Origin of the sequence: Marinobacter sp. MDS2, from assembly GCF_030718085.1 — a bacterium.
Lineage (GTDB): Bacteria > Pseudomonadota > Gammaproteobacteria > Pseudomonadales > Oleiphilaceae > Marinobacter.
Genome location: NZ_JAVAJF010000001.1, coordinates 362,726 through 389,028, shown reverse-complemented (window position 1 = coordinate 389,028; position 26,303 = coordinate 362,726). Strand labels below are relative to the sequence as shown.

Genomic DNA, 26,303 nt, shown 5'->3' with positions numbered 1-26,303 from the left:
CATGCGCGACTGGCTCTGGGGGATTGCCGCCTGGCTGTCCCAAGGACTCAACAAAATCGTCCTGAACGGCTCGCCGGATATGACGGTATCCGCCCGCTGTTACGTGAACCGGGAGCGCCCCCGCTGGCGCACCGGCTACCGCCTTATCAACCGCCTGTTCTTCTGGCAAGCCAACCACTGCAAGAGCAGTTTTCACTCGGACGTCATGTACGCCGTGACCGTGCTTGCGGTGCATCGAGGTGATACACTATCGACAGACAATCCGAGTGTAGGGCAGACATGATGCCAAGACCCGACGAACAGCAGTTTTTGCAGCAAGCGCTTCAAGGCTGCGAGCCCGCCATTCGCTTCTGCCAAACCTTGTTTCGCATCTCCCAGACGCTCGATGACCTGATCGACAAAGACAAGGCGCTGACCGATTCGGTCATCATTTCCGCGTTCTGGCAGGCGCTGATCGAGCTGCCCGCCAACCCCTTTTACCGTCAACACGAACTCTATTTGCGCCCCCTCATGGCGGCCGCGCTGCAAGACTGGCGCGACAGTGTGGCGCTGGAACGCAGTGGCTCGGCGCACAACCAAACTCTGGCCTTTGTGCTCCGCGACCAGCTCACCAGCGTGGTGGTGCAGTGCGCGTACCTCGTCGGCGGTGAAGCCTGGATGGAGTCGGCTGGCCCGCAGATCAGGGCGCATTTTCACGAAGACACCCTGAGCGACTACTTGAACGACTTGAAGGAGGGCGCCCACTCATGAGCGGCGGCGGCGGAGACAACGAGGTAAAAGACACCCCAGAACAAAAGTATCTGGCGCAGGTGGCGGCGGAGAAGTGGAATCTGGCGCAGGACAAGCTGGCGCCACTGGAAAACGAGTACATGGCCACCGTGGATCAGATGGACTCGGAACAGAATATGTCCTACATCCGGGGCCGCACCATGCAGGCGCAAACGCAAGCCCTCGGGGGCGCGCAGGACGGTTACGCCAAGGGCATGACCCAAGCGGGCATTGATCCCAGCAGCGGCCGATTCCAAGGTGAAATGGCCGGACTGGCGATGGACGTGGCCGACAGCGGCGGTGAAACGCTGGGACGGGCGCAGTTTGAGCAGGACAACCAAAAGATACTGGGCCTGCAGAACATCGTAGCCATCGGGCAAGGCCAGTCCGGGCAGGCGCAAGCCGGGCTTTCGGGGCTTGCCCAGCAATCCTCGGCCAACGCCATCAGCGAGGCCACGCAGAATTTCAATCGCCGCTCGGCCAACCTGCAGCTGATCGGCTCGGTTGCGGGCGCGGGCGCTCGGTACGGCATGAAGAACGATTGGTTCAAGCCCGCCGCCGATCCCGGCTACTCGATGAACACCAACTTCGATGCCTCGCCCAACCGGTTCGGCTTGGATGACAGCCGTGGCGGCTTCTACAACTACGCAGGGGGTTAGTCGTGAGCTTCAGCGATTTCTTTAACGAGCAGCTGTATGGCCAATACGGGAACCTGACCAGTAGCACCCATGTAGACCCTAATCAGGCGTTTCAGGGCAAGCAGGGGGCATCCCAACTGCTTGGTCAACTCAACCGGGCGCAATGGGAAGACTGGAAAACCCGCTTCTTGCCTCGCGTCGATCAGCTGGCCGCCGAAGCGACGGACCCGAACGCGGCAATGGCAGCCGCCCATCAGGCCAAAGGGGCCGTTGGCCTGGCCTTCGACTCGGCCAACACCATCAACAACCAAACCCGGGAGCGGTACGGCGTGGCCTTGACCCCGGCGCAGCAAGAGGCGCAAACCCGAGCCCTGAACGTGGGCCGCAGCGCCGCCTCGGTGAGCGCCGGCAACGAAGCGCGCATCTCGGCGCTGGATCGTCAGCAAGCCATTCTGGCGGGCGGCATGGGGCTCTCCAACATTCCGGACAGGGTGATGAACCAATGAGCTACGGACTTCTTCAGCTAGGCAAGCAGATGGAAGGCGAGGCCCTGCAGGGGCTGGGCGACTTGGCCGGTCAGCAGGCGCGACAGAAGCAGGCTGAGGACGCGATGGACGCCGCCAACAAGCAGCAGAAAATGAGCGCGATTGGCACCGGCGCCGGCATCGGCATGATGGCGGGCGGTCCGGTGGGCGCGTTCATCGGCGCAGGCGTCGGCTACCTCGCCTCGGAAATCTTTTAAGGAGTCGTTATGGCACTCGATACACGTGGGCTCGCCTCGGGCTTTGCGCAGGGCTTCGGCCTCATGGATCAACATTACGCACGCCAGCACAGCCAGGCGCTGCAGGACAAGCAAAGCGACCGCGCCGACCGGCGCATGGAGATGACCGAGCAGCAATTTGCCGGTCAGCAGGAGGACGCGCAGCGCAAGCGGGCAACCGAGCAGGCGAAGTTCACGCTGGGCAAGATTGCGCAGGGCGTGGAGCTGTCCGACGACGAGATGCAGTTTCTGAAAGAGAACCCGCAGTATTGGCCGGCGCTCGACCCGAAGACCGACGCGGCGATTGAGGCTGCGCAACGGGTGATCGACCCGAACGATCCGTTGGGGGCGAACGACCCCGAAGCGCTGTACTCGATGAACGCCCTGTTCAGCCACCGGATCAACCGGGGTGAGGGCGGACGCAAGCGCATTGCGGGCGTCTACCCGGGCCAAAGCAAGGGCACGGTCGCCATTGATCTGGAAGTGGAAGGGCCGGACGGCAAAACCTACAACGCGCCCATGACCCGAAACCGGGGCGTGGCGGGCGACGATGACGAGGTGCTGGAAACGCCGGTCGAAGCGCTGGTGAATCAGGTGCAAGGGTATCGGGTTCTGCGCAACGCGTTTCGAGGCGAGGCCGCCCAACAGAATGCCGCGCGGGTGTTGGCGGCGCTAACTGGAAAGAACCCCGGCAGCGAACGCTACAGCGCGCCGTTTGAGCACCCGCAACTGGGGTGGGTGCAAGCGGGACCGGACGGTCAGCTGAAACAGCTGGACAAGCCGGGAGCGAGCAGCAAAGCCCCCGCCGACGTGAAGACGGCGGAGTGGCTGGTGGCGTCGGGCATCGCGCCGGACAACACCGCCGCGTGGAACATGCTGTCCACCGCGCGCAGCGACCCGTCCCGCTTTGTCAGCAGCTACGTGACCCAGGCCATGAAGGCGCAGGAAATGCTCATGCCGGACGAGCAGAAATCCCAGCCGGAGCTGGTGGAAGAAGGCATGGCGGCGTACCGGCAAATCATGAATCGCGCCCACCAAAGTGGCGGGCCGGACGACGGCGCACCGAAACCAAAGGGGCTTGAGCTGGTGGGTGGCAGTGCGCAGGTGTTGCCGAAAGACGGCAGCGCGGTGAAGCAGGACGATGGCAGTTATTCCGGCCGGGTGAACCGGGAGGGCACCCCGCCGGCAAGCGGACTGGCTACTCAGGCGCACTCGAAACAGCCGGCCAACCCCGCGCCGCCCGAGGCGGTAAAATACCTGCAGCAAAACCCCCAATTCGCCGCTGACTTTGAAGCGAAATACGGCTATCTGCCGGAGGGCTTTTAATGGCCAACGCCTTTGACCGATTCGACGCGCCCGCCCCGGGCAACGCCACCTCGACCAATCCGTTCGACGCTTTTGACGAGCAGCCGGCCAGTGAGCCGATGGGCTTGCAGGTGGCGGACCAAGCCCCCGTTCCGTCGTTCAACATGGCGCGGGGCGCGCTTGAGCGCAGCGGTGATTTGCTGGGCGGCCTGTTCACGTCGGCCAACGCCCTGGCGGAACGGGGCGAAGCAAGCCACCCGCTGGGCGGTCTGGTCTGGGAAGACGGCCTGATACCGGACTACAAAGGCCCGGAGGATTACGCCAAGTGGCGCGCCGAGCAGGGCGGTGATGAGCCGCTGAAGCTGGCCGCCGATTACTGGGCCGACGCAAGCGTGGGCTATCAGGAGAACCACACCTGGGAGCGCGTCAAGCAGGAATTCAGCGAGGGTGGTGCGCTGTCCGGCAGTGCGTGGGCCGAGGTCATGGCCTACGGTGCCGAGCAGGGCGTGAAATCAATTCCCGACATGGTGGCGGCCGTGGTGGCGCTGCCGACGTATATCACCGCACGCTCCGGCGAGATCGGCACCGAGCGGGCCAAGAACAAGGGCAAGGCGGAAGCCGATTTGACCGACGTGCTGGAAGCGGCCCCGGCGGCGATTGGCTCGGCGCTGTTGGAGCGCCTTGGCGCCAAAGGCATTACCGAAGCCGGGGCGGAAGCGCTGGGTAAAGAGGCGCTGAAGCGCGGCTTGGGCAAGATGGCCAAAGAAGGCGCGAAGGCCGGTGGAAAAGAGGCGGCCACCGAGTTTATGCAAGAGGGCATCATCGAATACCTGGGCGAGAAGTTTGGCACGGGTGTGGAGATGTCCGTTGGCGAAGCGCTGGACCGTGGTGCCGCCGGCGCCGTGGCGGGCGGCGTTTATGGCACAGGCGCAGGCACCGCCGGTGCTGCCGTCAATCTGGCACGCCAGCCGGGACTGCAACCCCCGACCGACGACGCCGTTCCGCCGGTTCTGTCCGACCCGATACAAGACGCGCCGGCGCCGGATCAGGGCGTGCCGGTGCTGCAGCCGACCGACGACCCCGCGCCGATCAACGATTACGCTGGCCGCCCCGAGTGGGCGACCGAGCAGACCAACATATTCCGCGACGGCGTGCTGCCCGAGACGACCGTCAACGGCAATCCGTTTGACGTGTTCGATCAGGCCGTGCCGACGCAAGCCGACGCGCAACCGGAGGCCGCCCCAGAACCGCAGGCCGCTCCGGACGGCCTGACCGAATCCGGCACCGGCGTGTTCCGCGTGCCCGTGGATCAGATCAAGGTCGATCCCGAGCAGTACCAGTTCCGCAGCCGCGTCAACGAGCAGGGTGTGGACAAGCGTCTTGAGGGCGTGACCCAGTGGGACGACGACCGCGCCGGTTTTGTGTTGCTGCACAAGCGCGAGAACGGCGACCTGTACGTGGCCGACGGACATCACCGCGTCGATCTGGCCCGCAAGCTGAACCAAGGGGAGATCAACGCCCGCATCATCGACGAGGCCGATGGCGAATCCGTGGCCGACGTGCGCGTAAAGGCCGCGATGACCAACATTGCCGATGGCAAGGCCGAGCCGCTGGACGTGGCCAAGGTGTTCCGCGATTCCGAGGTGCCGCTGCCCGAGGTGCGCAAAGCCTACGATCTGCCCAACAACCAAGTGTCCCGCGACGGCGAGGCGCTGGCCAAATTGTCGGACAATGTGTTCGGGATGGTTGCCGCCGGTCAGTTGAGCGAGAAAGACGGGGCCGCCATTGGCAGCGCCTTTGACGACGCCCGGCAGCAGGAAACCGCCGTGAAGGCGTTTCAGAACCTGAAGCCGACCAAGGACTACGAGCGCGAACTGGTGCTGAACGAAGTGCGGGCCGCCGAGTTTGCCGAAAACGCCGGCGAGCAAAGCGGCCTGTTCGGGGATGACCCGCAGGAAATCAGCCTCATGCAAGAGCGCATGAAGGTGCTGGACAGCTTGCGCCAGCAGTTGAACGCCGACAAGCGGTTGTTCAAGTCATTGAATAATAATGTCGATCGCGCTTCTGAGGCGGGCAACAAGATCGCCAAGAAAGCCAACGCCGACATCACCGAGCGCAGCGCGCGCAGCCTGGACCTGATCGGTCGCGTCACCACCACGCCCGACCTGAACGCGATGGTGAACCAAGCCGCCCGAAGGGTGTACGATGGGGAAGATCGAAGCACCGTTGCCAAAGCATTGAAGCAGGAGCTACTGAACTATGAACGCGGATCAACTGAACCGAGCGGCGAACGACCGGCAAATCCATCTGGCCAGCGAACGCCTGTTACGAGCGGGCAAGAGTCTGGACGAAATCAACCAGTACCTGAAGCAGACCCCGTTGGCGCAGATCAAAGCGGACAATCAGAAAGCGAAGTAGCGCCAACCCTCGACCTCGAACCCCAGACCGAGGAACAACTGGCCGAGCAGGCCGCTGCCCGAGACGCCGCCGAGAAAGCCGAGGCCGAGCAGCGCAAGCAGGCCGAGCAGAAAGAGAAGGCCGACGCGGAAGCGGACGACTTTGTACTGTCCGGCAGTGACAGTGCCGTGGACCAGGCCGAGGCGCGTGGGCAGGGAAATATGTTTGATGCGCCGGCCGAAACTCAGTCATCAGCTCTGCAGAAGCGCGAGCCCCAGGACAAGGCAGACGGCCTTCTTGGGGAGCGCACCCCGGAAGCAATGGCCAGCCTCGTTGCCGCCCGCGATAACCCGAACACCCCGAAATTGAATGGCGCGCTGTCCGATGGCGAGGACAGCAAAGGCAACCGCAAGCCGGAATGGCGCGAGGCGGGCAACGGCTTTGAAGCCCGGCAGTACGTGTGGAACGGCAAGGTCTATCAGGAGGTGCGCCACCCTAATGGCAATGTAGCCACTCGCAGTCTGGAAAAAGACGGCACACCGACCGCTTCTATGGACGCCGGGCTGGATGATCTGCTAACTGGAAAGGCGTTCAACGACTTCAATCAGTTTTTCAATCGGCAGGCCGGCATGCTGAGCCAAGGCGAACCCAAAGCCCGGGCCGACGAAGCGCCAAACTGGACCGGAAAGCTGGAGGCTTACGCACAACAGCAGGATGCCATAGCAGCAGACTGGGCATCCAGGCAGTACAAGAAATCCAAGCAAAGTATCGACCTTGAAGGCGATGGCCCCCGGAACAGCGAGTCGATCAGCGTTAATTCCGTGAACGAAAAACGCCGCCGCCGCCGCGTGAACGATGCGTTACGCAACGCCAAGATGGCGCGGGAGCTGGCAAAGCAGGATCAGGCCGATGCTCTTGCGAGGTACGGCAAGCAGTACGACCGCGTAAGCCAGTGGCCAACAGGACGCCACAAGGGCGACACATTCAAGAACAATCTTATTATCCAGCTCAACAAGGAGTTCGCCGGAGAAAAGGACTCCATATACGGTGAGAATACCCTGGGTGCCATTATTCACAGCGCACTTGAGTCTGAGCACAAGGCCGCAACAAAGCAAAAAGCGGAAGCAAAAGCGAAGGAGCAAGCCGAAGAAAAGGCATGGCAAGACGAAGTTAAGGCCCGAGAAGAGCGCCGAGCCAAGATGACCGATGAAGAGCGACGCGCCGATGATGAGCGTGAAGGCGCAGAGTTGCTTGAGCGCTTCTTGACGCCGCCAGAACAGGTTGAACAAGCTGCGGCCGAAGTGGACCAGAACCCGACCGAGGCGCAGAAGGAAGCCGATGCGCGCCAGCCCGAGACGCCAATCGAAGACTTTGGCGAGAAGATTGAAGGCGCGCGCAAGGACTACGCGAGCAAGCTGGCGGCGGCAAAAGACAAAGACGTAGCCAGCGTGCCGCTGTCCGAGTCGTGGCCGGAGCCGGATTACGAAAAATTGCTGGCCGCCGGGGCCGACCCGGAGGCTGTGAGCTTTGCACACGCCGCCCGCGACGAAGTGCCGCCCAAGCCCCGCGCCAAGTGGAAGCTCAAAGGCTGGGTGCGGCAAGTTGAAGCCTTACGCAACTTCACCGAATCGGTGCTGGACGGCGACGTGGCCGTGAATGATCTGCGCGACTTCGCCAAAAAAGACCGGTATCACGCGGTAGACGTTCAGGTGTTTAACCGCGCCGACTTGTACGCCGCCGTGGGCCATGACAAGAGCCTGAAAGGGCTCCGGTTCTACCCCGCCCACTTCACCATTTACGAAGGCGAACACGGCAATTTCAACAAGTGGCTGATCGAACGGGTGGCCAAGACGGGCTCGTTTGGCAACATGCCGCGCAAGCTGGTGGCCGAAGACACCAAAGAGCAGGCCATTGAAGCCTTCCGCAAGGTTCACGCCGAACTGGACGGCAAAGAGAAGACGGCGAAGCATACGCGGTTTGATATTTATTCCAGCCGGCACGACCGCAGCGACGTGTTCATTGGCAAGAAAATTGGCCGGGACGTGGTGCGAGTCAAAGAAGGATTCACCACGCCGACCGAGGCCCGCGCGTATTTGGCCGAGAATCAAGCCGAGCTTGAGCGCACACTGGACAAGATGAAGCACATTCCGAACCACCGGAAAGCGGGCAACTCGCCCCGGGTGGGCAAGGATCACCGCAACGGCGGCGACGTAACCCCCGAAGCCTTTGCTGAAGCCTTCGGTTTTCGTGGTGTGCAGTTTGGCAACTACGTGGAGCAAGGCCGTCGCCAGCAAGACCTGAACGAAGCCTACGACGGGCTGATGGACTTGGCGGGCATTCTTAACGTGCCGCCCAAGGCGCTGTCTCTGAACGGTGAGCTGGGGCTGGCCTTTGGCGCGCGAGGCAAGGGCGGTAAGAATGCCGCAATGGCGCATTACGAGCCCGGCAACATCGTTATCAACCTGACCAAGAAGCAGGGTGCGGGCAGCTTGGCGCACGAATGGTGGCACTCGCTGGACAACTATTTTGGTCGTGAGCGCGGCGGCAAGCCCGTCGAGAACTACGCCACCGCTGGCCGACCGGATGCGAGTGTGCGCCCGGAAGTGACGGAAGCCTTGGCAGCGATACGCAAAACCGTGAACCGCATCGGTATGCGTGAGCGCGCCAAACGGCTGGATAGAATGCGCACGAAAGCGTATTGGTCCACCGACGTGGAAATGACCGCGCGCGCTTTTGAAAGCTACGTGATCGAAAAGCTGAAGGATCAGGGCGCGGCCAACGAGTACCTGTCCAACATCGTTTCCGAAGAGTATTGGAAAGCGTCGGAAGCCTTGGGCATGGAAGAAGCCGACAGCTACCCCTACCCGGAAGCCGCCGAAATCCCCGAGGTTCGGGCGGCGTATGACCAGTTATTCCAGGTCATCGAAACCAAAGAGACGGACGGCGGCAGCGTCGCCATGTTTTCCCGCAACGACCCCCGCTTTATGTTTGCTGGCCCGCAGGCGGACACGTCCGACCTGACGGAGCTGGAACGGGCGAGAGATATGGCCAAGGACGGGCGGCCAATGCCGGCAATTCGCCGGGAAACCGGCTGGTCCCGAGGCGTCGATGGTATGTGGCGCTACGAAATCAGCGACGACCAAGCCAGGCTCCTGCAGTCGGTGAGCGGCAAGCATGAAACAACGATGCTGGACACCTTGCTGGATCACCCCAAGCTGTTTGCCGCATACCCGAGATTGGCGAACATTCCGGTGTATCTGGACGCCATCGCTGAAGACGGCTCATACGGAACCTTCGTTTACGGTCGAGGCATTACCCTCAACACCACGCGCACCGACGAACAGATATTGTCCACGCTGCTGCACGAAATCCAGCACGCCATTCAGGATTCTGAAGGCTTTGCGACGGGCGGCAATTCGGATCGAGACTTTGTAGAAGCCATTAAAGATGCGCTGTCCGGCCAGTCAGATATGTGGAGCCGGCGACTGGAACGCTGGTTTGACGACAATCAAGACTTGATTCAATACGTGGATGAGCAGGCCGATCTGGCCACCTACGCGCTCATGTACCAATCGTCCAAGCGCCTAATGGACTACGCCAACAGTGACCGGCCGAGCGGAATGCTGCGCCACATTAAAAACGAAATGGGTTGGGTGTATAGCGACAAAGTGCGCCAAGACCCCGACCTAGCGCGGCGCTTCGATGAATTGGAGCGCAACTGGTACAGCTTGCCAAAACGCCACAAGATGCGGGAGCGCAACCTGTTTTTGCGGGATCAGGCCGGCGATGCCGCCATCTTGATTCGAGAGGCCATCCCCCGCGAAGTGATCCACGAGTTTGATACCGACACCCGCAAGTTGCCCAGCATGATAAAAGCGCTGGAACGGAGTGCAGCAAAGGCGCGCCGGCAGTTGGAGCCGATGCGCGAACTGCAAAGCAAGGCGAAGGCGGCGGAAGCGGTGGCCGAGCAGCACCGATTCAGTGGCCCGTATGCCGTGTACCGTGCGCTGGCCGGAGAGATTGAGGCGCGCAACACGCAGGCCCGTCAGTCAATGACCGATGCCGAGCGCCAGCAAACCCCGCCGTCCAGCACTGCCGACACCGCAGACGAGCAGGCCATCGTGGTGATGAAGGGGCGCGGCGGCCTGACGATTGAGGTGCCGTACCGCATGGAAAGCGCCGGCTTTCGCCGCACCCCCACTCAAGCCAGCCCGAACCTGACTGCCGCCCAGGCCGAGAGCATCACCGACACCCTGATGGCCGACTGGAAAGGCAAGCCCAAGGTGGTCATTGCCGACCGGATCAGCGAGTTCCCGAAGCGGTTGCGTGACGCCATTCGTGCAGCCCAGGCCGAGGGCGACATGCGCGGCGTGTACTTCGAGGGCAAGGTGTATATTCTGGCCTCACGCATACCTTCACGCGCCGCACTGGAAGAAGTCGTGCTGCACGAAGTCGTGGGGCATTACGGCCTGCGCACGATGATGGGCGCTGAATTGAAGCCGTTGCTGAACCGGGTGTACCTGAGCTTTGCCAAGTCGGACAAAGCCAAAGAGATCATTCGCAACTATTACCCGAACGGTGACTTCAACGCCAGCAACGTCAACCACCGTCTGACCGTGGCCGAGGAACTGCTGGCGCACTTGGCGGAAACCGGCAAGCACCAGAAGTTGTGGCACAAGATTGTCGCCGCCGTGCGCGACGGCCTCCGTCGTCTTGGCTTCACGCTGGAAATGACCGAAACTGACCTTTTGGGCATTTTGGCAGGAGCACAGAAGACCGTGGAGCAAGGGGGCGTTTCCCGGCCATCCGAGGCCGACAACCATTTCCGGCGCGCCTTCCACGGCACCCCTCACCGCTTTGATAAGTTCAGTCTTGCGGCAATGGGTACTGGCGAGGGCGCCCAGGCGTATGGCTGGGGCTTGTACTTTGCCGGCAATCGGAAGGTGGCCGAGTATTACCGGGCGACCCTTTCCGATGCCAACGTGGATTTTGACAACCTGAATCCGGCGCCCAAGGGGTCCAAGGCTGATGTTTTCCTGCGCCATCTAATGACGAAAGGCCCGTATTTCACCCGGCAGCAGGTGTCCGATCACTTCGGTGCGTCGGATCTGGCGATGCTGGAAAAATACGGCAGTATCGAATTTGACGAGGACGGACAGATCCACGTCGATGCGCTCTTTGAGCTGGAGCTTGGATCGGTTGACATTTTGTACCAAGACAATCAGCGGGCCTACATTCTGCGCGATGGCAGCGCCTTGGTGGACACAGGGCAGGGCGAGCTAAAAGCGGCAATGTCCGATACGGGCAACCTGTACGAAGTCGAGATTCCCGACGACTCGGATTATCTGGATTGGGATATGCCCCTGTCCAAGCAGCCAAAGGGCGTGGTTGAAAAGCTGGCGCCAGTGCTGGATCTGATCGGCAAAGAAAAGCCGTTCTTTCAAGAGACGATTGATGAGGGACTGATTCGTGGTCAGACGATCTACACGGCCCTGCACCAGTCTATCGGGACGGCAGAAAAAGCCAGTCGCCGCTTGGCCGAGTTGGGCATTCCGGGGCTGCGCTATCTGGACGGCAGTAGTCGCCATCGCAGCTTTAAGGAAATCCGAGACGAGTTCCTAACCGAGCTGCCGGAGGATGCCGAGATTGAGGACGTGGTGGAGCTGTTCGGCACCGGCGCGTTCTCGCCTGACAACGAGATGCTACTGACCGCCCTGAACGCAGACGACTGGCTGGGCTTTGACTATCCCGCCCAAGCGGTGAGCACCGTGCTGGGTGATAGCCTGCCCAACTATGACCCGTCGCCCGGCACCGTTGACGCGGTGGCCCGATTGCGCGAAGAAGGCGACCGCAACTACGTCATCTGGGACGAATCCGTGGTGTCGGTGCAGGCCGTCAACGATGAGATTGCTCAGGCCGAGGCGTATTTTAGTCGCCAGGGGAATGCTCTAAACTCAGGCTCCGATCAACAAGGAGCCGCAGCAATGAGTCGTGAGGGCGAACAGGGTCAGGCAGACATTATTTCTGGCGACGTTCAAGGAGGTGTAAAGCTTTATCATGGCACAGATGACAGCTTTATAGCCGGAATTTCAGAGGATGGGCTGCTAAAAGGCCCGGCTTACTTCACTCCCAGAAAAGATATGGCAGAAGAGTACGCCGACGGCGGGCCAGTTGTGAGCGTCAAGATTAACCCTAATCACGTAAAGATTGATTTTGACCTTCCGGGCGGGAGACTGCTCACGGTTGCCGAGGCAAATAAGTATGCGGGCAATGATGGCTGGACGCTCAACGATTATCTGGCCGACGGGCAATCAGTTGGTGTAGAGGAAAGCGTTGCCATCTCGTCCAATCAAATCGAAAGTGATGAAGATGTGCCGAGTTTCGCTGCCGCCAATTTCAGTCGCACCGGCCAGAAGCAAACCGACACCGACGCCTTCCGCAAGTGGTTCGGTGACAGCAAGGTGGTGGATGAGAACGGCGCGCCGCTGGTGGTGTATCACGGCACCAATGAGTCGTTCACCGAGTTCGACCGGGGTCAGCTCGGCAAAAATACCGCGTGGAACGATACCCGCTTTGGCTTTTACTTTGCCGACAACCAAGATGCGGCCGCGGAATTCGGCAGCAACCTGATACCGGCCTACGTGGCCATCGAAAAGCCGCTACGCCTGACGCCTAACGAGCTTTTCAGTAATCGCGCGCAGGCCGCCACCGTTTACGAGGCCATGACCGGCGAACGCTTATCACCAAGCGATGCGCTGTCCGCGATCAATGACGAAATCGGTTTGGGCGAATTAAGTGATGCTCTGGAATCTCTGGCTACCGAGGAAGGGCGCAGCGTCATTGAGCGCGACGGCTACGATGGCGTGATCTCCGATATGGGCGACGGCACTCTGCAGTACGCTGCCTTTCGCCCCAATCAAATCAAATCCGCCACCGGCAACACCGGTGCTTTCGACCCCGACAATGCGGACATACGGTTCAGCCGGACGGGGCGGCAGTCGTTTGAAACCGCTGACGACACCCTGATTCGCAAGGCCGTCGCCCTCATTGCCGATAAGTTCACGGTGCTGAAGGGTATCCAGCAAAACATTGAAGCCGCGCACGGCGAGATTGCCGAAGACGCCAACGCCTACCAGGCCGAAGAGCTGTTTCACGGCAAGGTCGAGAACGACCTGCGCCTGCTGCGCGAATCCATGATCGAGCCGCTGGCCAAGAAGATGTCCGAGTACGGCGTGAGCCTGCCGTCGCTGGACGAATTCTTGTACGCCATGCACGCCCCGGAGCGTAATCGGGTGATCGCCCAGCGCGACCCTGAGCGGCCAGACGGGGGCTCGGGCATGACCAACGCCGAAGCCGCTGCCATCATCAACAAGGTGGATCAGGACGGCAAGTTGCGGCAATACAAAGAGCTGGCGGGGCAGGTTCACGCCATGCTGGCCAAGCGCCGCGAGATTCTGAACGAGAACGGCCTGCTGGATGACGAAACCCGAGGGGCATGGGAAGAGGCTTATCGCCACTACGTACCGCTCAAGGGCTTTGCTGCCGACGAAACCCAGGACAGTTTGCCGCACGCAGGAAAGGGCTTTGCCATTTCCGGCCCCGAGTCGAAGATGGCCGCCGGCCGTAAGAGCAAAGCCGCCTCGCCGGTCGCCAACACGGTCAGCGATTTGACCGAGGCCGTGCTGCGCCACCGCAAGAATGAAGTTGGCAACACCTTCCTGAAGCTGGTGCATGACCACCCGAACAGCGACCTGTGGCAAATCTACACCGCCGACAACCCCGAGGTGGAGCGCAAGGCGGTGAGGGTCAAAGACCCCAAAACCGGAAAGACCAAGATCGAGGTGCGCGAGACGGTCGTGCCAATGGCGATGATGCAGGATCGCTACTTCACCACTAAGGTGAACGGCGACACCTACTACATCAAGATCGGTGACCCGCGCCTGATGGCGGCGATGAAGAACCTTGGACCGGACAACGCCGGCCTGCTGGTGCGCTCTCTGAGCGCCGTCACTCGCCTTATGTCGTCCCTGAACACCAGCTACAACCCGGAGTTTGTGATCTCCAACTTCTCGCGGGACATTCAGACCGCGCTGTTGAACTTGTCGTCGGAGCAATCGGCCGAGGGCGGCAAGGTCAAAGGCAAGGCCATTGTGGCCCAAACTCTGAAGGACGTGCCGTTCGCTATTCGCGCCATCAACGCGTCACTGAAAGGCGACAAGGCATTATCCGGTCGCAGCGGCGAGATGCAGCGAGAGTTTGATCGCTTTCGGGCGGACGGGGCGAAAACCGGCTGGTTCGATATGAAGGATTTGGACGGCCAGCGGGCGGAGCTGGAAACCATGATCGGCATGGCCAGCGGGGGCTTCACCAACATGAGTCGGCGCGCCTTCCATGCGGTCACCGATTGGGTGGAGCACACCAACTCGGCCATCGAGAACGGGGTGCGGCTGGCGGCCTACGTCAACGCCATTCAGGCGGGCATTCCGCGCACGCGGGCGGCGTCACTGGCCAAAAACATGACGGTCAACTTTAACCGGCGCGGCGAGCTGGGCACCACCATGAACGCGCTGTATATGTTCGCCAACGCTTCCGTGCAGGGTACGGCCAACTTTGTCCGCACCCTGGGCCGACTCAATGGCCAGAAGGGCGACAAGCTGTGGAGCCGCTTTAACACCGCGCAGAAGATTGCCGCGGGCATGGCGGTCGGCGGCTTTGCCTTGTCCATGCTGAACCGGCTGGTGGCGGGCGAGGACGACGATGGCGAGAACTGGTGGGACAAGGTGCCGGACTACGTGAAGGAGCGCAACATCGTCATCATGAAGTCGCTGTACGGCGGTGAGCCGGGCGAGTATTGGACGATCCCGCTGCCTTACGGGTACAACATTTTCCCGCTGGCCGGCTCGAGTCTGGAACACTTGGCGTTCAGCAGCCAGTCGGCCGGCAAGATCGCCACCAACCTGACGCTGGGCGCGCTCGGCAGCTTCTCCCCGATTGGCTTTGAGGACTCCGACGAGTTGCACGGCCTGATCGGTAAGAACGTGGCGCCGACGATTCTGAAGCCGCTGGTCACCATTCCGCTAAACGAAAACTTTGCAGGCGGCCCGCTCTACAAAGAGGACTTCCCGTTCGGCACCCCGAAGCCCGACAGCACCTTGTCGTTCCGCAACACCCCGCAGCTCTACAAGACGCTGGCCGAGACGCTGAACCGCGCCACCGGCGGCAGCGATTACCGCAGCGGCGCCGTAGACCTGAGCCCCGACGTGATGGACTATCTGGTGGGCTACTACGGCGGCGGCGCGTATGACTTCTTCACCAACCGCACCCCCAACTTTGGCGCCAAGTGGCTGCAAGGGGTGGAGCTGGAAGCGCGCGAAGTGCCGTTCCTTCGGAAGCTCCATGGCAAGGTGCTGCCGTATGAAGATCAGTCGAAATTCTACGACCGCCGGGATGAGATCAACCAACTGACAGCGGAAAGAGATGCGCTAAAGGGCGCGGACCGGGCTCGGTTCTTGCGAGATCATGGCAACAAGCTGCGCCTCTCGGGGGCCATGAACGCAACCGAAAAACGCTTGAAGCTCTTGCGCAAGAAGCGTGATCGGATAGAAGCGCTGGACGACCTGACGGCCGCCGAAAAGGACGTCAAGCTCCAAGAGGTTGAACGCCTGATGAAGCGGGCGATTGACCAGTTCAACAAGCGGTACGGCGAGATGGACGGCTAACGCTCCCGCCAGGCGCGCACCAGCGTCACCCGCAAATCCTCCACCTTACCCAGCAGGCCAAGGATGGCCAGCGGGTACAGCCCGCACATAAGCCACACCCCGGCAGCCATGACCACCGGCCAGTCGGCCACCCCGCCGATCATGGTAATGACCATCCCCCGCAAGAAGTAATACCCACACCAATCCATCCAGCCCATATCCATGTGATAGCCCTTCGGCCGCAACTTTCGCCAGACCGGAAAGATCACAATCAAGGCCCCTGACAGCAATAAGCTGTACCAAAAATCCTGATGTGCCCCTAGCCAGAACATAGCCTACCCCTCGTTGTTCATCGATCAATCAAAGCGCGCCCCCTGTCAGGCTCACTTCGCGGTTAGTGAATACACATAATCAGCCCAGGCTTGCATGAGCTTGATGCGTTGCGGCAAGTAAACCGCGTGGTTGTAGGCTGCGTCGGTTGCGCTCTTTTTTGCGTGCGCCAACTGAACGTCTACGTGCGCAGGATCAAACCCCATTTCGTGCAAATGCGTGGTGGCCGTGGCCCGGAAATCGTGCCCGGACAGCTCGCCCGACTCAAACCCCATAATTTCCAGCGCCCGGTTGACGGTGCGCGCACTCATAGCGGCATCGTGTCGGCGCCGGTTCGGGAACAAGTACCGGCCCTGCCCGGTAAGCTGGCGCAACTCCTTTAGCAGACGCACAGTTTGTGTGGCGAGCGGAACCAAATGCACTCGCCGCTTTTTCATTTTATCGGCCGGGATTTTCCAGATGGCCGTATCAAAGTCGAATTCGGACCACTCGGCCTGACGCATCTCGGCGGTGCGCACAAAGGTGAGCATCAGCAGCTCTACGCAGATGGCGGTGGTGCGCTGGCCGCTGTAGGTGCGCAGCCGTGGCAGCAAATCGGCAATGCCATCCGAGGGCAGTGGCCGAGCGTGGTTGACCTCGCTCTTTTGCAGCGCCCCTTTCAGCGGCGCCGATGGATCGAGGTCGGCGCGCGTGGTTGCAACGGCGTACCGGAAGACCTGGCCGCACCAACTCCGAACGGTTAATGCGTGCGCCGTGGCTCCGCGCTGATCCATGGTGTTTAGAATGTTCAGAATGTGAGCGCTGTTAATCGAGCGAATGGGCAGCCGGCCAATCGACGGAAAAACGTTTAGTTCCATGGCGCGGATAAATTGGTCGGTGTAAACCTTCGACCATTTCCGCGCTTTCTTTTTGGCGTATTCACGGGCCACCCCTTCAAAGGTTTGGGTGCCTTGGTGGACGACTTTGGCGCGCTCCGATTGCCGGACTACGGACGGATGGATGCCTTGCTTGACCAAGGCTCGCGCCTCGTCTCGCGCCGTTCTGGCGTCGGCCAGGCTCATCTCAGGATACGTGCCGAGAGCAAAGGTGTTTTCCTTTTTGGCAATCCTGTATCGGTAGCGCCACAGCTTTGAGCCGTTGGGGCGCACCAATAAAAACAGGCCGTTAGCATCGGTGAGCTTAAAGGGCTTGTCGATGGCTTTGGCTTTTCTGATCGACACATCTGTAAGAGCCATGATTTTCCTTGGTTTTCACGCCCGAAAGCGTACCCGCTTTTGTACCCGCTTTTTTCCCGAATTAGGGCGATTTCAAGCGGATGGTTGCGAACAAGGATAACGTGCAAAACTCAGTCGTGACAAGGGCTGGCGAACGATTATGGACGACGGCGAACAGTCATGCCAATTAATAAACCTCTTCGGCATTGGACGTTCGGCCTGTTCTCTCGGTATGGATGGTAACCGGCGCATGAAGAGCGTCGATTTTGATCGGAGGACAAGGATTGTCCAGAAACACCCAGTTCAGCACGAAAGCTGAAAGATCTTTATTTGGCCCTACGGGCATGTTCGCGTTTAGTTGCGGCGTTATCTTACTGTATCGGTTCTCGGTTTTGCCACCTTATCCGTGGCTGTTTTTATCCCTATTTGTACTACTAACAATATTCATAGCAAAAGTGACCCGTTTTCGTGTCGTTTTTCTTTGGTTGATTTGGCTGTCTGTCGGGCTCGGATGGGCTGCGTGGCATGCCGACACCCGTCTGCAACAGCGGCTTTTGCCTTTGGAAGAGGGAGTGCCATTGACGGTTTCGGGGTATGTTTGTGATTTACCGCAACCAGGCACTTTTAATAGCATACGTTTCAACTTTTGCGTGGACAGCTGGGCGGAAACGTTTGATTCGGTGAAGGGTGGCGTGCCCCCGGACAAGATCCGGCTTGCTTGGTACGGTGCAGGCGAAAAGGTATTACCTTCCGGACCAATAGCGCTTCAGGTGGTTCTCAAGCGCCCGCATGGCAACCTCAATGACGCAGGTTTCCGGTACGAGGATTGGTTGTTTCGACAGGGTGTGCGGGCAACCGGGAGCGTTCGGAATGTGGTGGAGTTGCCGGGCTCGGTGTGTGGGCTCTTCTGCTCCTACCATGCCTGGCACCGGGAAATGGCGTCTGTTGTTGAAGGCTACTTTAGCGGCGCAGAGCACTACCCCTTGCTGGCTTCTTTGTTGATAGGGAATCGTGGGCACCTTTCTGCCTCGCATTGGCAAACCCTCAAGGCAACCGGCACCATCCATCTGGTCGCTATTTCCGGCTTGCACTTGGGGCTGGTGGCGTTGGCCGCCGGACTGGCCAGTCGTCGCCTTTTGCTGTTGCTGCCCGCGGGCCTGATCTCGGGCAAGGTCATCCGCAATGGGGTCTTTGGCTCAGTGGTTCTCGCGTGTTTGTTTTATGCCTTACTGGCCGGTATGACCGTGCCCACCCGTCGTGCACTGGTGATGGTGATCGTGGGTGGGTGGTTTCTGCTGAAGGCCTGGGAAGCCAGTTCGTGGCGACCTTTCGTTATCGCGATGGCCTGCGTTTTGTTGTTCGATCCTTTTGCGCCCCTCGATCAGGGATTCTGGTTGTCCTTCTCTGCAGTTGCACTGCTGGTTTGGGTATTCTCGGGGCGCTTGGGAAACACCGGGTGGCTGGCGGGGTTGATGCTGGCTCAGTGTGCGGTATTTGTTGGCCTATGGCCCGTTCTTCAAGCGTTTGGCCAAGCTCAGCCTTTGGCGGGCGTGGCGGCAAATCTGGTAGCGATTCCCTGGGTGTCGTTTGTGGTGATGCCGGTGTTGTTCGTCGGGACATTGTTGGTGTTTGTGACAGGGGGATCGCTAACGGCTCATGTGATCGACGTTTTTGATGCGGTACTGGGGGTGTTGTGGTATTTGCTGCAAGCGGTGGAGGCAGTGCCGGTAGTCTCGTTGCCGGGTGCGTCACAAGCTGCGGTGATCGCAATGACGTTGGTTGTATTGCTGATGCTGCGCTTTCCGGCTCGGTCATTCCAGGCCCTCAGTGCCATCGTTGTGGTGGGTTGGTTAGGGGTCGGGTGGTTGAGTCACGAGTCGCCGGTGAATGTGGCGGTTGATGTGCCCGAGGTGCGTATCTGGGATGTCGGGCAGGGTTTGTCTGTGCTGGTTCGCTCGGGTAGTGAAGTCTTGTTGTATGACACCGGGCCGGAGGTAAAGGGCGCGTATTCTGCCGTAGAGTCGGTCTTGCTTCCGAACCTGCGGGCACTTGGCGTGAGGCGTATTGAGCATCTTGTGGTGAGTCATGGCGATAGCGATCACTCGGGCGGGTTATCGGTCTTGCTGGAGGATTTGTCCATAGGGATGATCTCATCCGGAGAGCCGGAAGTGGTTCGTCAAAAACTGGCGCGGCATCCGGAGGCGTTAATTCAGGGCTGCCCGCGATTGCCGCAGATGTTGGGCGAGTTCGAGCTGAGCTTCTGGCGCAGTGGCTCGGCGGTATCGGGAAACGATGCTTCCTGTGTGCTTCGGCTATTTCATCGTCAGTTGAATGTCGATCTGCTTCTAACCGGGGATATTAGCCGCAGAGTAGAAACGGAAATGCTTGCAGATCGCGATTTGGATTGGTTGTCGGCCTTCCCGGGGCAGCGCATAGTGATTGCTCCGCATCATGGTAGTAAGACCTCCTCGTCGATGAAGTGGGTGTCGGCGGTAGAGCCGAACTGGGTGATCTACACGGCAGGGTATCGGCACCGATATGGCCACCCGCATAGCACAGTTGTCGAACGGTATCAGGATGTTGGCGCGGTACCGGTGAATACGGCGTGTTCAGGACAGCTATTCCTGAGTTTTGGGCCAGACAACCTGAAGATCACCCAAGCAACGCAACAAGCGCCATTCTGGATTGCTGGTCCGGGACTTGCCCGTGATCAATGTAAAATACCGTGACATTGCAGGTGTGGCCTGTACCGGCAGCTATGCTAAAGTAGCGCGGCTTGTCATTAATCAGGGAGATCAAGCGTGTTTGAGCTGTTGAAAGCTGGTGGCATCCTGATGGTGCCCATTGTTGCCTGTTCCATTTTAGCGCTTGCAATTATTCTGGAGCGTTTCTGGTCGTTGCGTGCTTCCCGGGTGGCACCGAGCCAATCGCTTAACGAGCTTTGGCGCTGGATTAAGAAGAAAGAGCTGAATGGCCGGAAGCTTAAAGCACTGCAGGGCTCATCCCCCATGGGAAGGGTGTTGGCGAGTGGTTTGATGAATGCGAAACATGGTCGTGAGATCATGAAAGAAAGCATCGAACATGAGGCCAGCCAGGTCATTCACGAGCTCGAACGTTTTCTGAATCCGCTCGGTACGGTTGCGACTATTACGCCGCTGCTTGGGCTTCTCGGTACCGTGATCGGCATGATCAAAGTGTTTGCCGAAATCCAGCTGGCGGGCGTTGGCAATGCCGGCAATTTGGCCGGGGGCATATCGGAGGCGCTGATCACCACGGCGGCCGGGTTAAGTGTTGCCATTCCAGCGTTGATTGGTCACCGCTACTTCATTCGCCGGGTCGATGAGTTGGTGGTCAACATGGAGCAGGAAGCCATTAAGTTGGTTGAGGTGGTTCATGGTGATCGCGAAATCGACGTGGAAGGAGCCTGAACACCGTGAAGTTCAAGCGCCAGAGAAGCCAGGAAGTCGGGGTAGACCTGACGCCATTGATCGATGTGGTGTTCCTGCTGCTGATTTTCTTTATGGTTTCCACCACTTTCACCCGTGAAAGCCATCTTGAGGTGGAGTTGCCTGAAGCCAATGGGGACCCCGCGGAACCGACTGAAGTCCGTCAGATTGATGTGGTCATTAATGCCCAGGGTCAATACATTCTCAATGATAAAACGCTGGTGAATAATCGTCGGGAGACTCTGGAAAGAGGTGTCAGCGAGTTGGCCGAAGGGGATAACAGCTTGCCGTATATCATTACTGCAGACGCTCGCACGCCGCATGAGTTTGTTGTTCGTGCAATGGATGTGGCAGGCCGATTGGGCTTTGCGAAATTAAGCATCACCACCGAGCGGGAGGCTGAATCCCCGTGAGCAGCTCCATTCCCGAGCCCCTGAAAACGCCCCCAGCTGGCAGCTGGACCACGTACAAGCGTCTGTTGACCTACGTAAAACCCTTCTGGCTGGCGTTTTCGTTAGCCGTTTTGGGTAACGTGCTCTACGCCGCCGCCTCCACTGGTATGGCTGCGGCCATGGAATACGTGATCACAGCGATCGAGAATCCAACGTCTCAGAATCGAGTGCTGTTGACCGGTTTGATTGTCGGTGTGTTTGCCCTTCGGGGGCTGGGTACCTTTTTCAGCCAGTACTTCATCAGCTACGTTGGGCGCAATGTGATTAACGCTCTGCGTAATGACGTGTTCGACCGGATGATGACGCTACCGTCCCGGTATTTCGACGAGAACGCGGCCGGCAGGCTGGTGTCCAAACTCACGTTCAACGTCGAACAAGTGGCGGAAGCGGCAACCAACGCGATCACCATCACCCTGCGTGAAGGTCTGACCATCGTCGGTTTGCTGGGCTTCATGATCTACACCAACTGGAAGCTCACGCTTGTGTTTCTGACCGTCGGGCCTGTTATCGGTTTTGTGGTTAGTTACGCCAGTAAGCGCTTTCGCAAGATCAGCAAGCGAATTCAGGGCTCCATGGGGGACATCACCCACGTGGCGACGGAATCAATTTCCGGGTATCGCGTGGTGCGCACCTTCGGTGGCGCTGACTACGAGCGCGATCGCTTCCGTCAGGTCAGCGCTCGCAACTTGAAACAAAGCTTGAAAATGGCGTCAACACAAGCCATCAGTGTGCCTGTGATTCAGGTTCTGGTTGCCATTGCGATCGCTGCGCTGGTCTGGACCATGCTTGCGCCGGAAATTCGGGGTGAAATGACAACCGGCCAGCTAATAGCGTTCATCACCGCCGCAACGACCATGGCAAAGCCCATTCGGCAGGTTACGTCGATACATTCCAAGATTCAGAAGGGTGTTGCGGCAGCTTACGATGTGTTCGAAACCATGGACGAGCAGCCGGAAAAAGACGGCGGTACCCACGCGCCCGGCCGTGTTGAAGGACACATCGAGTTCGATCAGGTATCGTTTCGCTACCGCGATCAACTCGATAATGTGCTGGACCAGATTTCGATCGACTTGCCCGCCGGCCAGAGTGTCGCGTTGGTGGGTCGCTCCGGGAGTGGTAAGTCCACTTTGGTCAGTCTGTTGCCTCGGTTTTATGACTTCACCGGCGGAGATATCCGGGTTGATGGTCATTCCCTGATGGACTTCTCTCTGGAAGCACTGCGTGCCCAAATAGCGCTAGTGACCCAGAACGTGGTCTTGTTCAACGACACCATTGCCGCAAACATCGCCTATGGTGCGTTGCGGGATTGCAGCCGGGATGAAATTCGCGAGGCCGCCGCTAAAGCCCACGCGCTTGAGTTTATTGATCGTATGCCGGAAGGCCTGGATACGGTGATCGGTGATAACGGTGTGATGCTGTCCGGTGGCCAGCGGCAGCGCTTGGCCATTGCCCGGGCGCTTCTTAAAAATGCCCCGATTTTGATATTGGATGAAGCCACATCGGCTTTGGACACCGAATCCGAGCGTCACATCCAACAGGCACTCGAAACTGTTATGCAGGGGCGCACCACCTTGGTGATTGCGCACCGGCTTTCAACCATCGAAAAGGCCGACCGAATTCTGGTGATGGATAACGGCCGTATTGTCGAATCCGGAACCCACGACGAACTGCTGGCGGCGGGCGGTGCTTATGCTCAGCTGCATCAGGTGCAGTTCAGTGAGCATTCATGAGCAATGTGATCGACCGTTTATGGTATGGCCAGTCGCGGCCCTTGAGTGTTTTGGCGCCGCTTGCCTGGCTCTACCGCACGATATCTGAATCCAAACGCCGAAAGGCTTGGCAGGCTGGGGCGGAAAATTTGCCGGTGCCCGTGGTCGTGGTGGGTAACATCACCGTAGGTGGTACCGGTAAGTCGCCGTTAACGGCTCGGCTGGTTGATTGTATGCGCCAAGAGGGTTGGCAGCCGGTAATCCTGAGTCGCGGGTATGGCGGTAAAAGTGATCGCTATCCTTTGTTGGTGCAGGAGGGCACTCCAGCCGGCGTATGTGGCGACGAGCCGCTCATGCTGTCACTCGCAACCGGTTGCCCCGTGGTGGTAGATCCTCAGCGCCTGCGTGGGGCTCGTTGGGCGTTGGAGCAGGGGCTAGGCGATGTATTGATCTGCGATGATGGCCTCCAGCATTACAGCCTTCCCCGCGATATCGAACTGGCGGTGTTCGATGCTCAACGAGGCATTGGAAACGGCGCCATTCTGCCTGTAGGCCCCCTGCGAGAATCCGTTGACCGGCTCAACTCGGTTGATTTCGTGATATTGAATGGGGCCCAGTTTCCGTCAAGTGGCGAGCGTCTCGATGAATTCGCCGGCACGGAACACGCTAATATCCATGCCATGACCTTGCGGCCAGCCTCGTTGGTAAACCTGAATTCCGGAGAAAGCCGAGCGCCGGAAGCCCTTAACGGGAAACCTGTACGAGGGGTTGCCGGCATTGGTAATCCGGGGCGTTTTTTTGAAACGCTGCGGCAATTGGGCGCTCATGTACAGGAGCAGGCGTTTCCCGATCATCACCGGTTCCGCCCTGAGGATCTGGCTTCTGGGGCCGGAGAATGGTTGGTGATGACCGCAAAAGATGCGGTGAAATGTCGCGGTTTTTCGCCGGATAACGCGTGGGTATTGACCGTTGATGCCTGCCTGTCCGAACCTTTTGAACAACGCTTTCTGGAGCGGCTCAGCGAAAGTGCTGTGCAGTTGCAGTCTCAAATGACCGAGAGATCAAATCATGGATAAGAAACTTCTGTCTATGCTGGCTTGCCCAGTGTGCAAGGGCGAACTCAAACTGAACGAGGCCCGCACGGAGTTGGTGTGCTATCAGGACGCCATGGCTTTCCCGATTCGAGAAGGCATTCCCGTGATGATTGCTGTTGAAGCTCGAACACTGAGCACCGACGAGCGTCTGGATAAGCACTGAGTTAACCGTAAGCAGGACTGTTGTATGTCTTTTACTGTCGTGATTCCCGCCCGCTATGCGTCCAGCCGATTGCCGGGCAAACCGTTGGCGATGATTGCTGGCAAGCCAATGATCCAGCATGTTCATGAGCGCGCTCAGGAAAGCCGGGCAGGCCGTGTGGTGATCGCAACTGACGATTCGCGTATCGAAGAGGCTTGCCGTGCGTTTGGTGCTGAAGTGGTGATGACGTCAGCCAATCACGCCAGTGGCACGGATCGCTTGGAAGAGGTCGCGCGCAAGCTCGAGCTTGAGCCCGAGCATCGAGTGGTCAATGTGCAAGGTGATGAACCGCTATTGCCACCGGCGTTGATTAATCAGGTAGCCGACAATCTGGAGCGTTACCCGGAAGTGGCGATATCGACCTTGTGCGAGCGCATTCACGACGCCCGGCAGGTATTTAACCCGAATGTGGTTAAAGTGGTGTTTGATGGTCGCGGTATTGCCCATTACTTCAGCCGGGCACCGATTCCCTGGGCTCGGGATACGTGGCCTCAAAATGCCAGTTCCGCAGAAGTGGATCTACCGGAGGGCATCGGGTACTTCCGTCACATTGGAATTTACGGTTATCGAGCCAGCGTTCTGAGCGACTTTGTGAGTTGGGTGCCGGCACCCACCGAGCAAGTGGAAGCTTTGGAACAGCTACGGGCGCTCTACAACGGTGCCAGTATTCATGTGGACGTTGCAGAGCGGCCCCCTGCGCCAGGCGTGGACACGGAAGAAGATTTAGAGAGAATCAGAAAATTGATGGAAGCCGGAGGGCGCTATGTCTGAATCCGTTCGGGTTCTTTTTGTCTGTTTGGGTAATATTTGCCGCTCGCCCAGTGCCGAAGGCGTGTTTCGTCAGCTCGTAAACGAGCAGGGCATGGCGGACAAAGTAGTCATCGATTCTTGCGGAACAGCAGATTGGCATACCGGGAAATCTCCGGATTCCCGATCCATTGAGGCAGCAGGGCGAAGAGGTATTGATCTTTCTGGCCTGCAGGCACGGCAGATCAAACCAGATGACCTGGATACTTTTGATTATGTGCTGGTGATGGACCGCTCGAATCTGGCCGATGTACGGGATCTTTGGCGTCAGAACGGCGGCGCGGAACCTCAATTGTTTCTGGAGTTTGGCCAGTCCAGCGATTTGGAAGTGCCGGATCCGTATTACGGCGGCGATCAAGGGTTTGAGCAGGTTCTCGATCTGATCCAGGACGCCAGCGAAGGGCTGCTTGATCATATTCGGGGGCGGTTGGCTTGAGTTACGGGCCACAGATCCGCGAACAGGTCAGTTTGAAAGACCTGAACACGATGGCGATCGCCGTAAAAGCCGAGCAGTTCGTGGATATCGAAAATGCCGATCAACTTGTGCAGGCGCTCGACATAGCGCGTGAGCAGCAGGTTGAAACACTGGTGCTTGGTGGCGGCAGCAATCTGGTTTTCGCCGGTAATTTTGAGGGGCTTGTCCTGCATATCGCCATACGCGGAAGGCGCTGGGAACAGGTAACGGACGACACAGCCGTATTGGCGCTGGCTGCAGGCGAAAACTGGCACGATGCGGTTTTGTACGCCGCGCGCTCGGGCTATCGGGGCATTGAAAATCTGGCATTGATTCCCGGAACAGCGGGGGCTGCACCGGTTCAGAATATCGGCGCCTACGGAGTGGAGTTGTGCGATACGCTTGAGAGCGTGACGGCTTTGGATTGCGATTCACGGCACGTCGTTACCCTGAGTGCCGAACACTGTCAGTTCGCCTATCGAGACAGTTTTTTCAAGCGTAATCCCGGTCGGTATATCATTCTTGAGATTCGTCTGCGCTTGTCCCGTACTGCGCCTCTCAAGCTGGGCTATCGTGACCTTCAGGACTACCTGAGTGATGCCGATGCGGAAAAGCTTAGTCCGCTGGACGTCGCCGAGGCGGTTATGGCGGTCCGCCGGAGAAAGCTACCGGACCCTGAGACCCTGCCCAATACCGGAAGCTTCTTTAAGAATCCGGTGATTGATCAGGCGCAGTTTGAACAACTTCAGAAGTGTTTTCCGGACGTGGTGTTTTACCCGCTTACAGACGGCGTCAAACTGGCCGCGGCCTGGCTGATTGATCAAGCCGGCTGGAAAGGGTTTCGTAACGCACGTGTCGGTATTCATAATCGACAGGCGTTGGTGCTGATCAACCACTCTCAAGGTACGGGTCAGGATGTTCTGGCGTTGGCTGAGGATGTAAGAGAGTCGGTGCGGGAAAAATTCGGAGTGGAACTGGAGGTCGAGCCGGGCATTGTTGGGGCTCGCTAAACAGCGGTAGCATTCCGGG

Annotated in this window: 18 protein-coding genes; 16 read left to right on the top strand and 2 right to left on the bottom strand. The window is 59.2% G+C overall.

Going from position 1 to position 26,303, the window contains the following annotated elements; translation table 11 throughout:
- Position 1: 1 nt before the first annotated feature.
- From Q9245_RS01765 to Q9245_RS01735, 7 genes are read left to right on the top strand one after another with little or no spacing between them, the layout of a single operon-like run.
- Positions 2 to 283, top strand: a complete 282-nt coding sequence (locus tag Q9245_RS01765; protein WP_305895548.1) for a hypothetical protein — start codon at positions 2 to 4, stop codon at positions 281 to 283.
- Complete coding sequence (locus tag Q9245_RS01760; protein WP_305895547.1) at positions 280 to 750, top strand: hypothetical protein; 471 nt, start codon at positions 280 to 282, stop codon at positions 748 to 750. Before Q9245_RS01765 ends, Q9245_RS01760 begins: the two co-directional genes overlap by 4 nt.
- Positions 747 to 1,427: a hypothetical protein gene (locus Q9245_RS01755; protein ID WP_305895546.1), complete on the top strand. Its 681-nt coding sequence runs from the start codon at positions 747 to 749 to the stop codon at positions 1,425 to 1,427. The genes Q9245_RS01760 and Q9245_RS01755 overlap by 4 nt, the downstream gene beginning before the upstream one ends.
- 2 nt (positions 1,428 to 1,429) lie before the next feature.
- Entirely contained in the window at positions 1,430 to 1,912 is a 483-nt protein-coding gene (locus Q9245_RS01750) for a hypothetical protein (protein ID WP_305895545.1), read from the top strand.
- The gene (locus tag Q9245_RS01745; RefSeq protein ID WP_305895544.1) at positions 1,909 to 2,148 is read left to right on the top strand and encodes a hypothetical protein; all 240 of its coding nucleotides are present in this window, start codon (positions 1,909 to 1,911) and stop codon (positions 2,146 to 2,148) included. Before Q9245_RS01750 ends, Q9245_RS01745 begins: the two co-directional genes overlap by 4 nt.
- A 9-nt stretch (positions 2,149 to 2,157) precedes the next feature.
- Entirely contained in the window at positions 2,158 to 3,492 is a 1,335-nt protein-coding gene (locus tag Q9245_RS01740) for a hypothetical protein (protein WP_305895543.1), read from the top strand.
- Positions 3,492 to 15,587, top strand: a complete 12,096-nt coding sequence (locus Q9245_RS01735) for an LPD38 domain-containing protein (RefSeq protein ID WP_305895542.1) — start codon at positions 3,492 to 3,494, stop codon at positions 15,585 to 15,587. Before Q9245_RS01740 ends, Q9245_RS01735 begins: the two co-directional genes overlap by 1 nt.
- On the opposite strand, the gene Q9245_RS01730 is transcribed toward Q9245_RS01735, so the two are convergent.
- A complete protein-coding gene (locus Q9245_RS01730) occupies positions 15,584 to 15,898 on the bottom strand; it encodes a hypothetical protein (protein WP_305895541.1) in 315 nt (104 codons plus the stop codon). The two genes, Q9245_RS01735 and Q9245_RS01730, sit on opposite strands and share 4 nt — an antisense overlap.
- Positions 15,899 to 15,949: 51 nt before the next feature.
- The gene (locus Q9245_RS01725; protein WP_305895540.1) at positions 15,950 to 17,131 is read right to left on the bottom strand and encodes an integrase arm-type DNA-binding domain-containing protein; all 1,182 of its coding nucleotides are present in this window, start codon (positions 17,129 to 17,131) and stop codon (positions 15,950 to 15,952) included.
- A 323-nt stretch (positions 17,132 to 17,454) separates the two neighbouring features.
- On the opposite strand from Q9245_RS01725, the gene Q9245_RS01720 reads away from it, so the two are divergent.
- The 9 genes from Q9245_RS01720 (at position 17,455) to murB (ending at position 26,284) form a co-directional block, all read left to right on the top strand.
- On the top strand, positions 17,455 to 19,839 hold the full coding sequence (locus Q9245_RS01720) for a DNA internalization-related competence protein ComEC/Rec2 (RefSeq protein WP_305897151.1): 2,385 nt from the start codon (positions 17,455 to 17,457) through the stop codon (positions 19,837 to 19,839).
- Positions 19,840 to 19,911: 72 nt separating this feature from the next.
- Positions 19,912 to 20,538: a MotA/TolQ/ExbB proton channel family protein gene (locus Q9245_RS01715; protein WP_199006883.1), complete on the top strand. Its 627-nt coding sequence runs from the start codon at positions 19,912 to 19,914 to the stop codon at positions 20,536 to 20,538.
- Positions 20,539 to 20,543: 5 nt separating this feature from the next.
- Positions 20,544 to 20,969, top strand: coding sequence for a biopolymer transporter ExbD (locus tag Q9245_RS01710; RefSeq protein ID WP_305895539.1), 426 nt, complete (start codon positions 20,544 to 20,546; stop codon positions 20,967 to 20,969).
- Entirely contained in the window at positions 20,966 to 22,738 is a 1,773-nt protein-coding gene (gene msbA / locus Q9245_RS01705) for a lipid A export permease/ATP-binding protein MsbA (RefSeq protein ID WP_305895538.1), read from the top strand. The genes Q9245_RS01710 and msbA overlap by 4 nt, the downstream gene beginning before the upstream one ends.
- The gene (gene lpxK, locus Q9245_RS01700; protein ID WP_305895537.1) at positions 22,735 to 23,793 is read left to right on the top strand and encodes a tetraacyldisaccharide 4'-kinase; all 1,059 of its coding nucleotides are present in this window, start codon (positions 22,735 to 22,737) and stop codon (positions 23,791 to 23,793) included. The genes msbA and lpxK overlap by 4 nt, the downstream gene beginning before the upstream one ends.
- The gene (locus tag Q9245_RS01695; protein ID WP_305895536.1) at positions 23,786 to 23,974 is read left to right on the top strand and encodes a Trm112 family protein; all 189 of its coding nucleotides are present in this window, start codon (positions 23,786 to 23,788) and stop codon (positions 23,972 to 23,974) included. The genes lpxK and Q9245_RS01695 overlap by 8 nt, the downstream gene beginning before the upstream one ends.
- Before the next feature lie 24 nt (positions 23,975 to 23,998).
- The gene (kdsB, locus tag Q9245_RS01690; RefSeq protein ID WP_305895535.1) at positions 23,999 to 24,784 is read left to right on the top strand and encodes a 3-deoxy-manno-octulosonate cytidylyltransferase; all 786 of its coding nucleotides are present in this window, start codon (positions 23,999 to 24,001) and stop codon (positions 24,782 to 24,784) included.
- Positions 24,777 to 25,256, top strand: coding sequence for a low molecular weight protein-tyrosine-phosphatase (locus Q9245_RS01685; protein WP_305895534.1), 480 nt, complete (start codon positions 24,777 to 24,779; stop codon positions 25,254 to 25,256). Before kdsB ends, Q9245_RS01685 begins: the two co-directional genes overlap by 8 nt.
- The gene (murB, locus tag Q9245_RS01680; protein WP_305895533.1) at positions 25,253 to 26,284 is read left to right on the top strand and encodes a UDP-N-acetylmuramate dehydrogenase; all 1,032 of its coding nucleotides are present in this window, start codon (positions 25,253 to 25,255) and stop codon (positions 26,282 to 26,284) included. The genes Q9245_RS01685 and murB overlap by 4 nt, the downstream gene beginning before the upstream one ends.
- Positions 26,285 to 26,303: the final 19 nt, after the last annotated feature.

What these genes read in the sequence shown, in the direction of transcription:
- Q9245_RS01765 (WP_305895548.1), top strand. Translation starts at nt 2, where the DNA reads ATGCGCGACTGGCTCTGGGGGATTGCCGCCTGGCTGTCCCAAGGACTC.
- Q9245_RS01760 (WP_305895547.1), top strand. Translation starts at nt 280, where the DNA reads ATGATGCCAAGACCCGACGAACAGCAGTTTTTGCAGCAAGCGCTTCAA.
- Q9245_RS01755 (WP_305895546.1), top strand. Translation starts at nt 747, where the DNA reads ATGAGCGGCGGCGGCGGAGACAACGAGGTAAAAGACACCCCAGAACAA.
- Q9245_RS01745 (WP_305895544.1), top strand. Translation starts at nt 1,909, where the DNA reads ATGAGCTACGGACTTCTTCAGCTAGGCAAGCAGATGGAAGGCGAGGCC.
- Q9245_RS01740 (WP_305895543.1), top strand. Translation starts at nt 2,158, where the DNA reads ATGGCACTCGATACACGTGGGCTCGCCTCGGGCTTTGCGCAGGGCTTC.
- Q9245_RS01735 (WP_305895542.1), top strand. Translation starts at nt 3,492, where the DNA reads ATGGCCAACGCCTTTGACCGATTCGACGCGCCCGCCCCGGGCAACGCC.
- Q9245_RS01730 (WP_305895541.1), bottom strand. Translation starts at nt 15,898, where the DNA reads ATGTTCTGGCTAGGGGCACATCAGGATTTTTGGTACAGCTTATTGCTG.
- Q9245_RS01725 (WP_305895540.1), bottom strand. Translation starts at nt 17,131, where the DNA reads ATGGCTCTTACAGATGTGTCGATCAGAAAAGCCAAAGCCATCGACAAG.
- Q9245_RS01720 (WP_305897151.1), top strand. Translation starts at nt 17,455, where the DNA reads ATGTTCGCGTTTAGTTGCGGCGTTATCTTACTGTATCGGTTCTCGGTT.
- lpxK (WP_305895537.1), top strand. Translation starts at nt 22,735, where the DNA reads ATGAGCAATGTGATCGACCGTTTATGGTATGGCCAGTCGCGGCCCTTG.
- Q9245_RS01695 (WP_305895536.1), top strand. Translation starts at nt 23,786, where the DNA reads ATGGATAAGAAACTTCTGTCTATGCTGGCTTGCCCAGTGTGCAAGGGC.
- kdsB (WP_305895535.1), top strand. Translation starts at nt 23,999, where the DNA reads ATGTCTTTTACTGTCGTGATTCCCGCCCGCTATGCGTCCAGCCGATTG.
- Q9245_RS01685 (WP_305895534.1), top strand. Translation starts at nt 24,777, where the DNA reads ATGTCTGAATCCGTTCGGGTTCTTTTTGTCTGTTTGGGTAATATTTGC.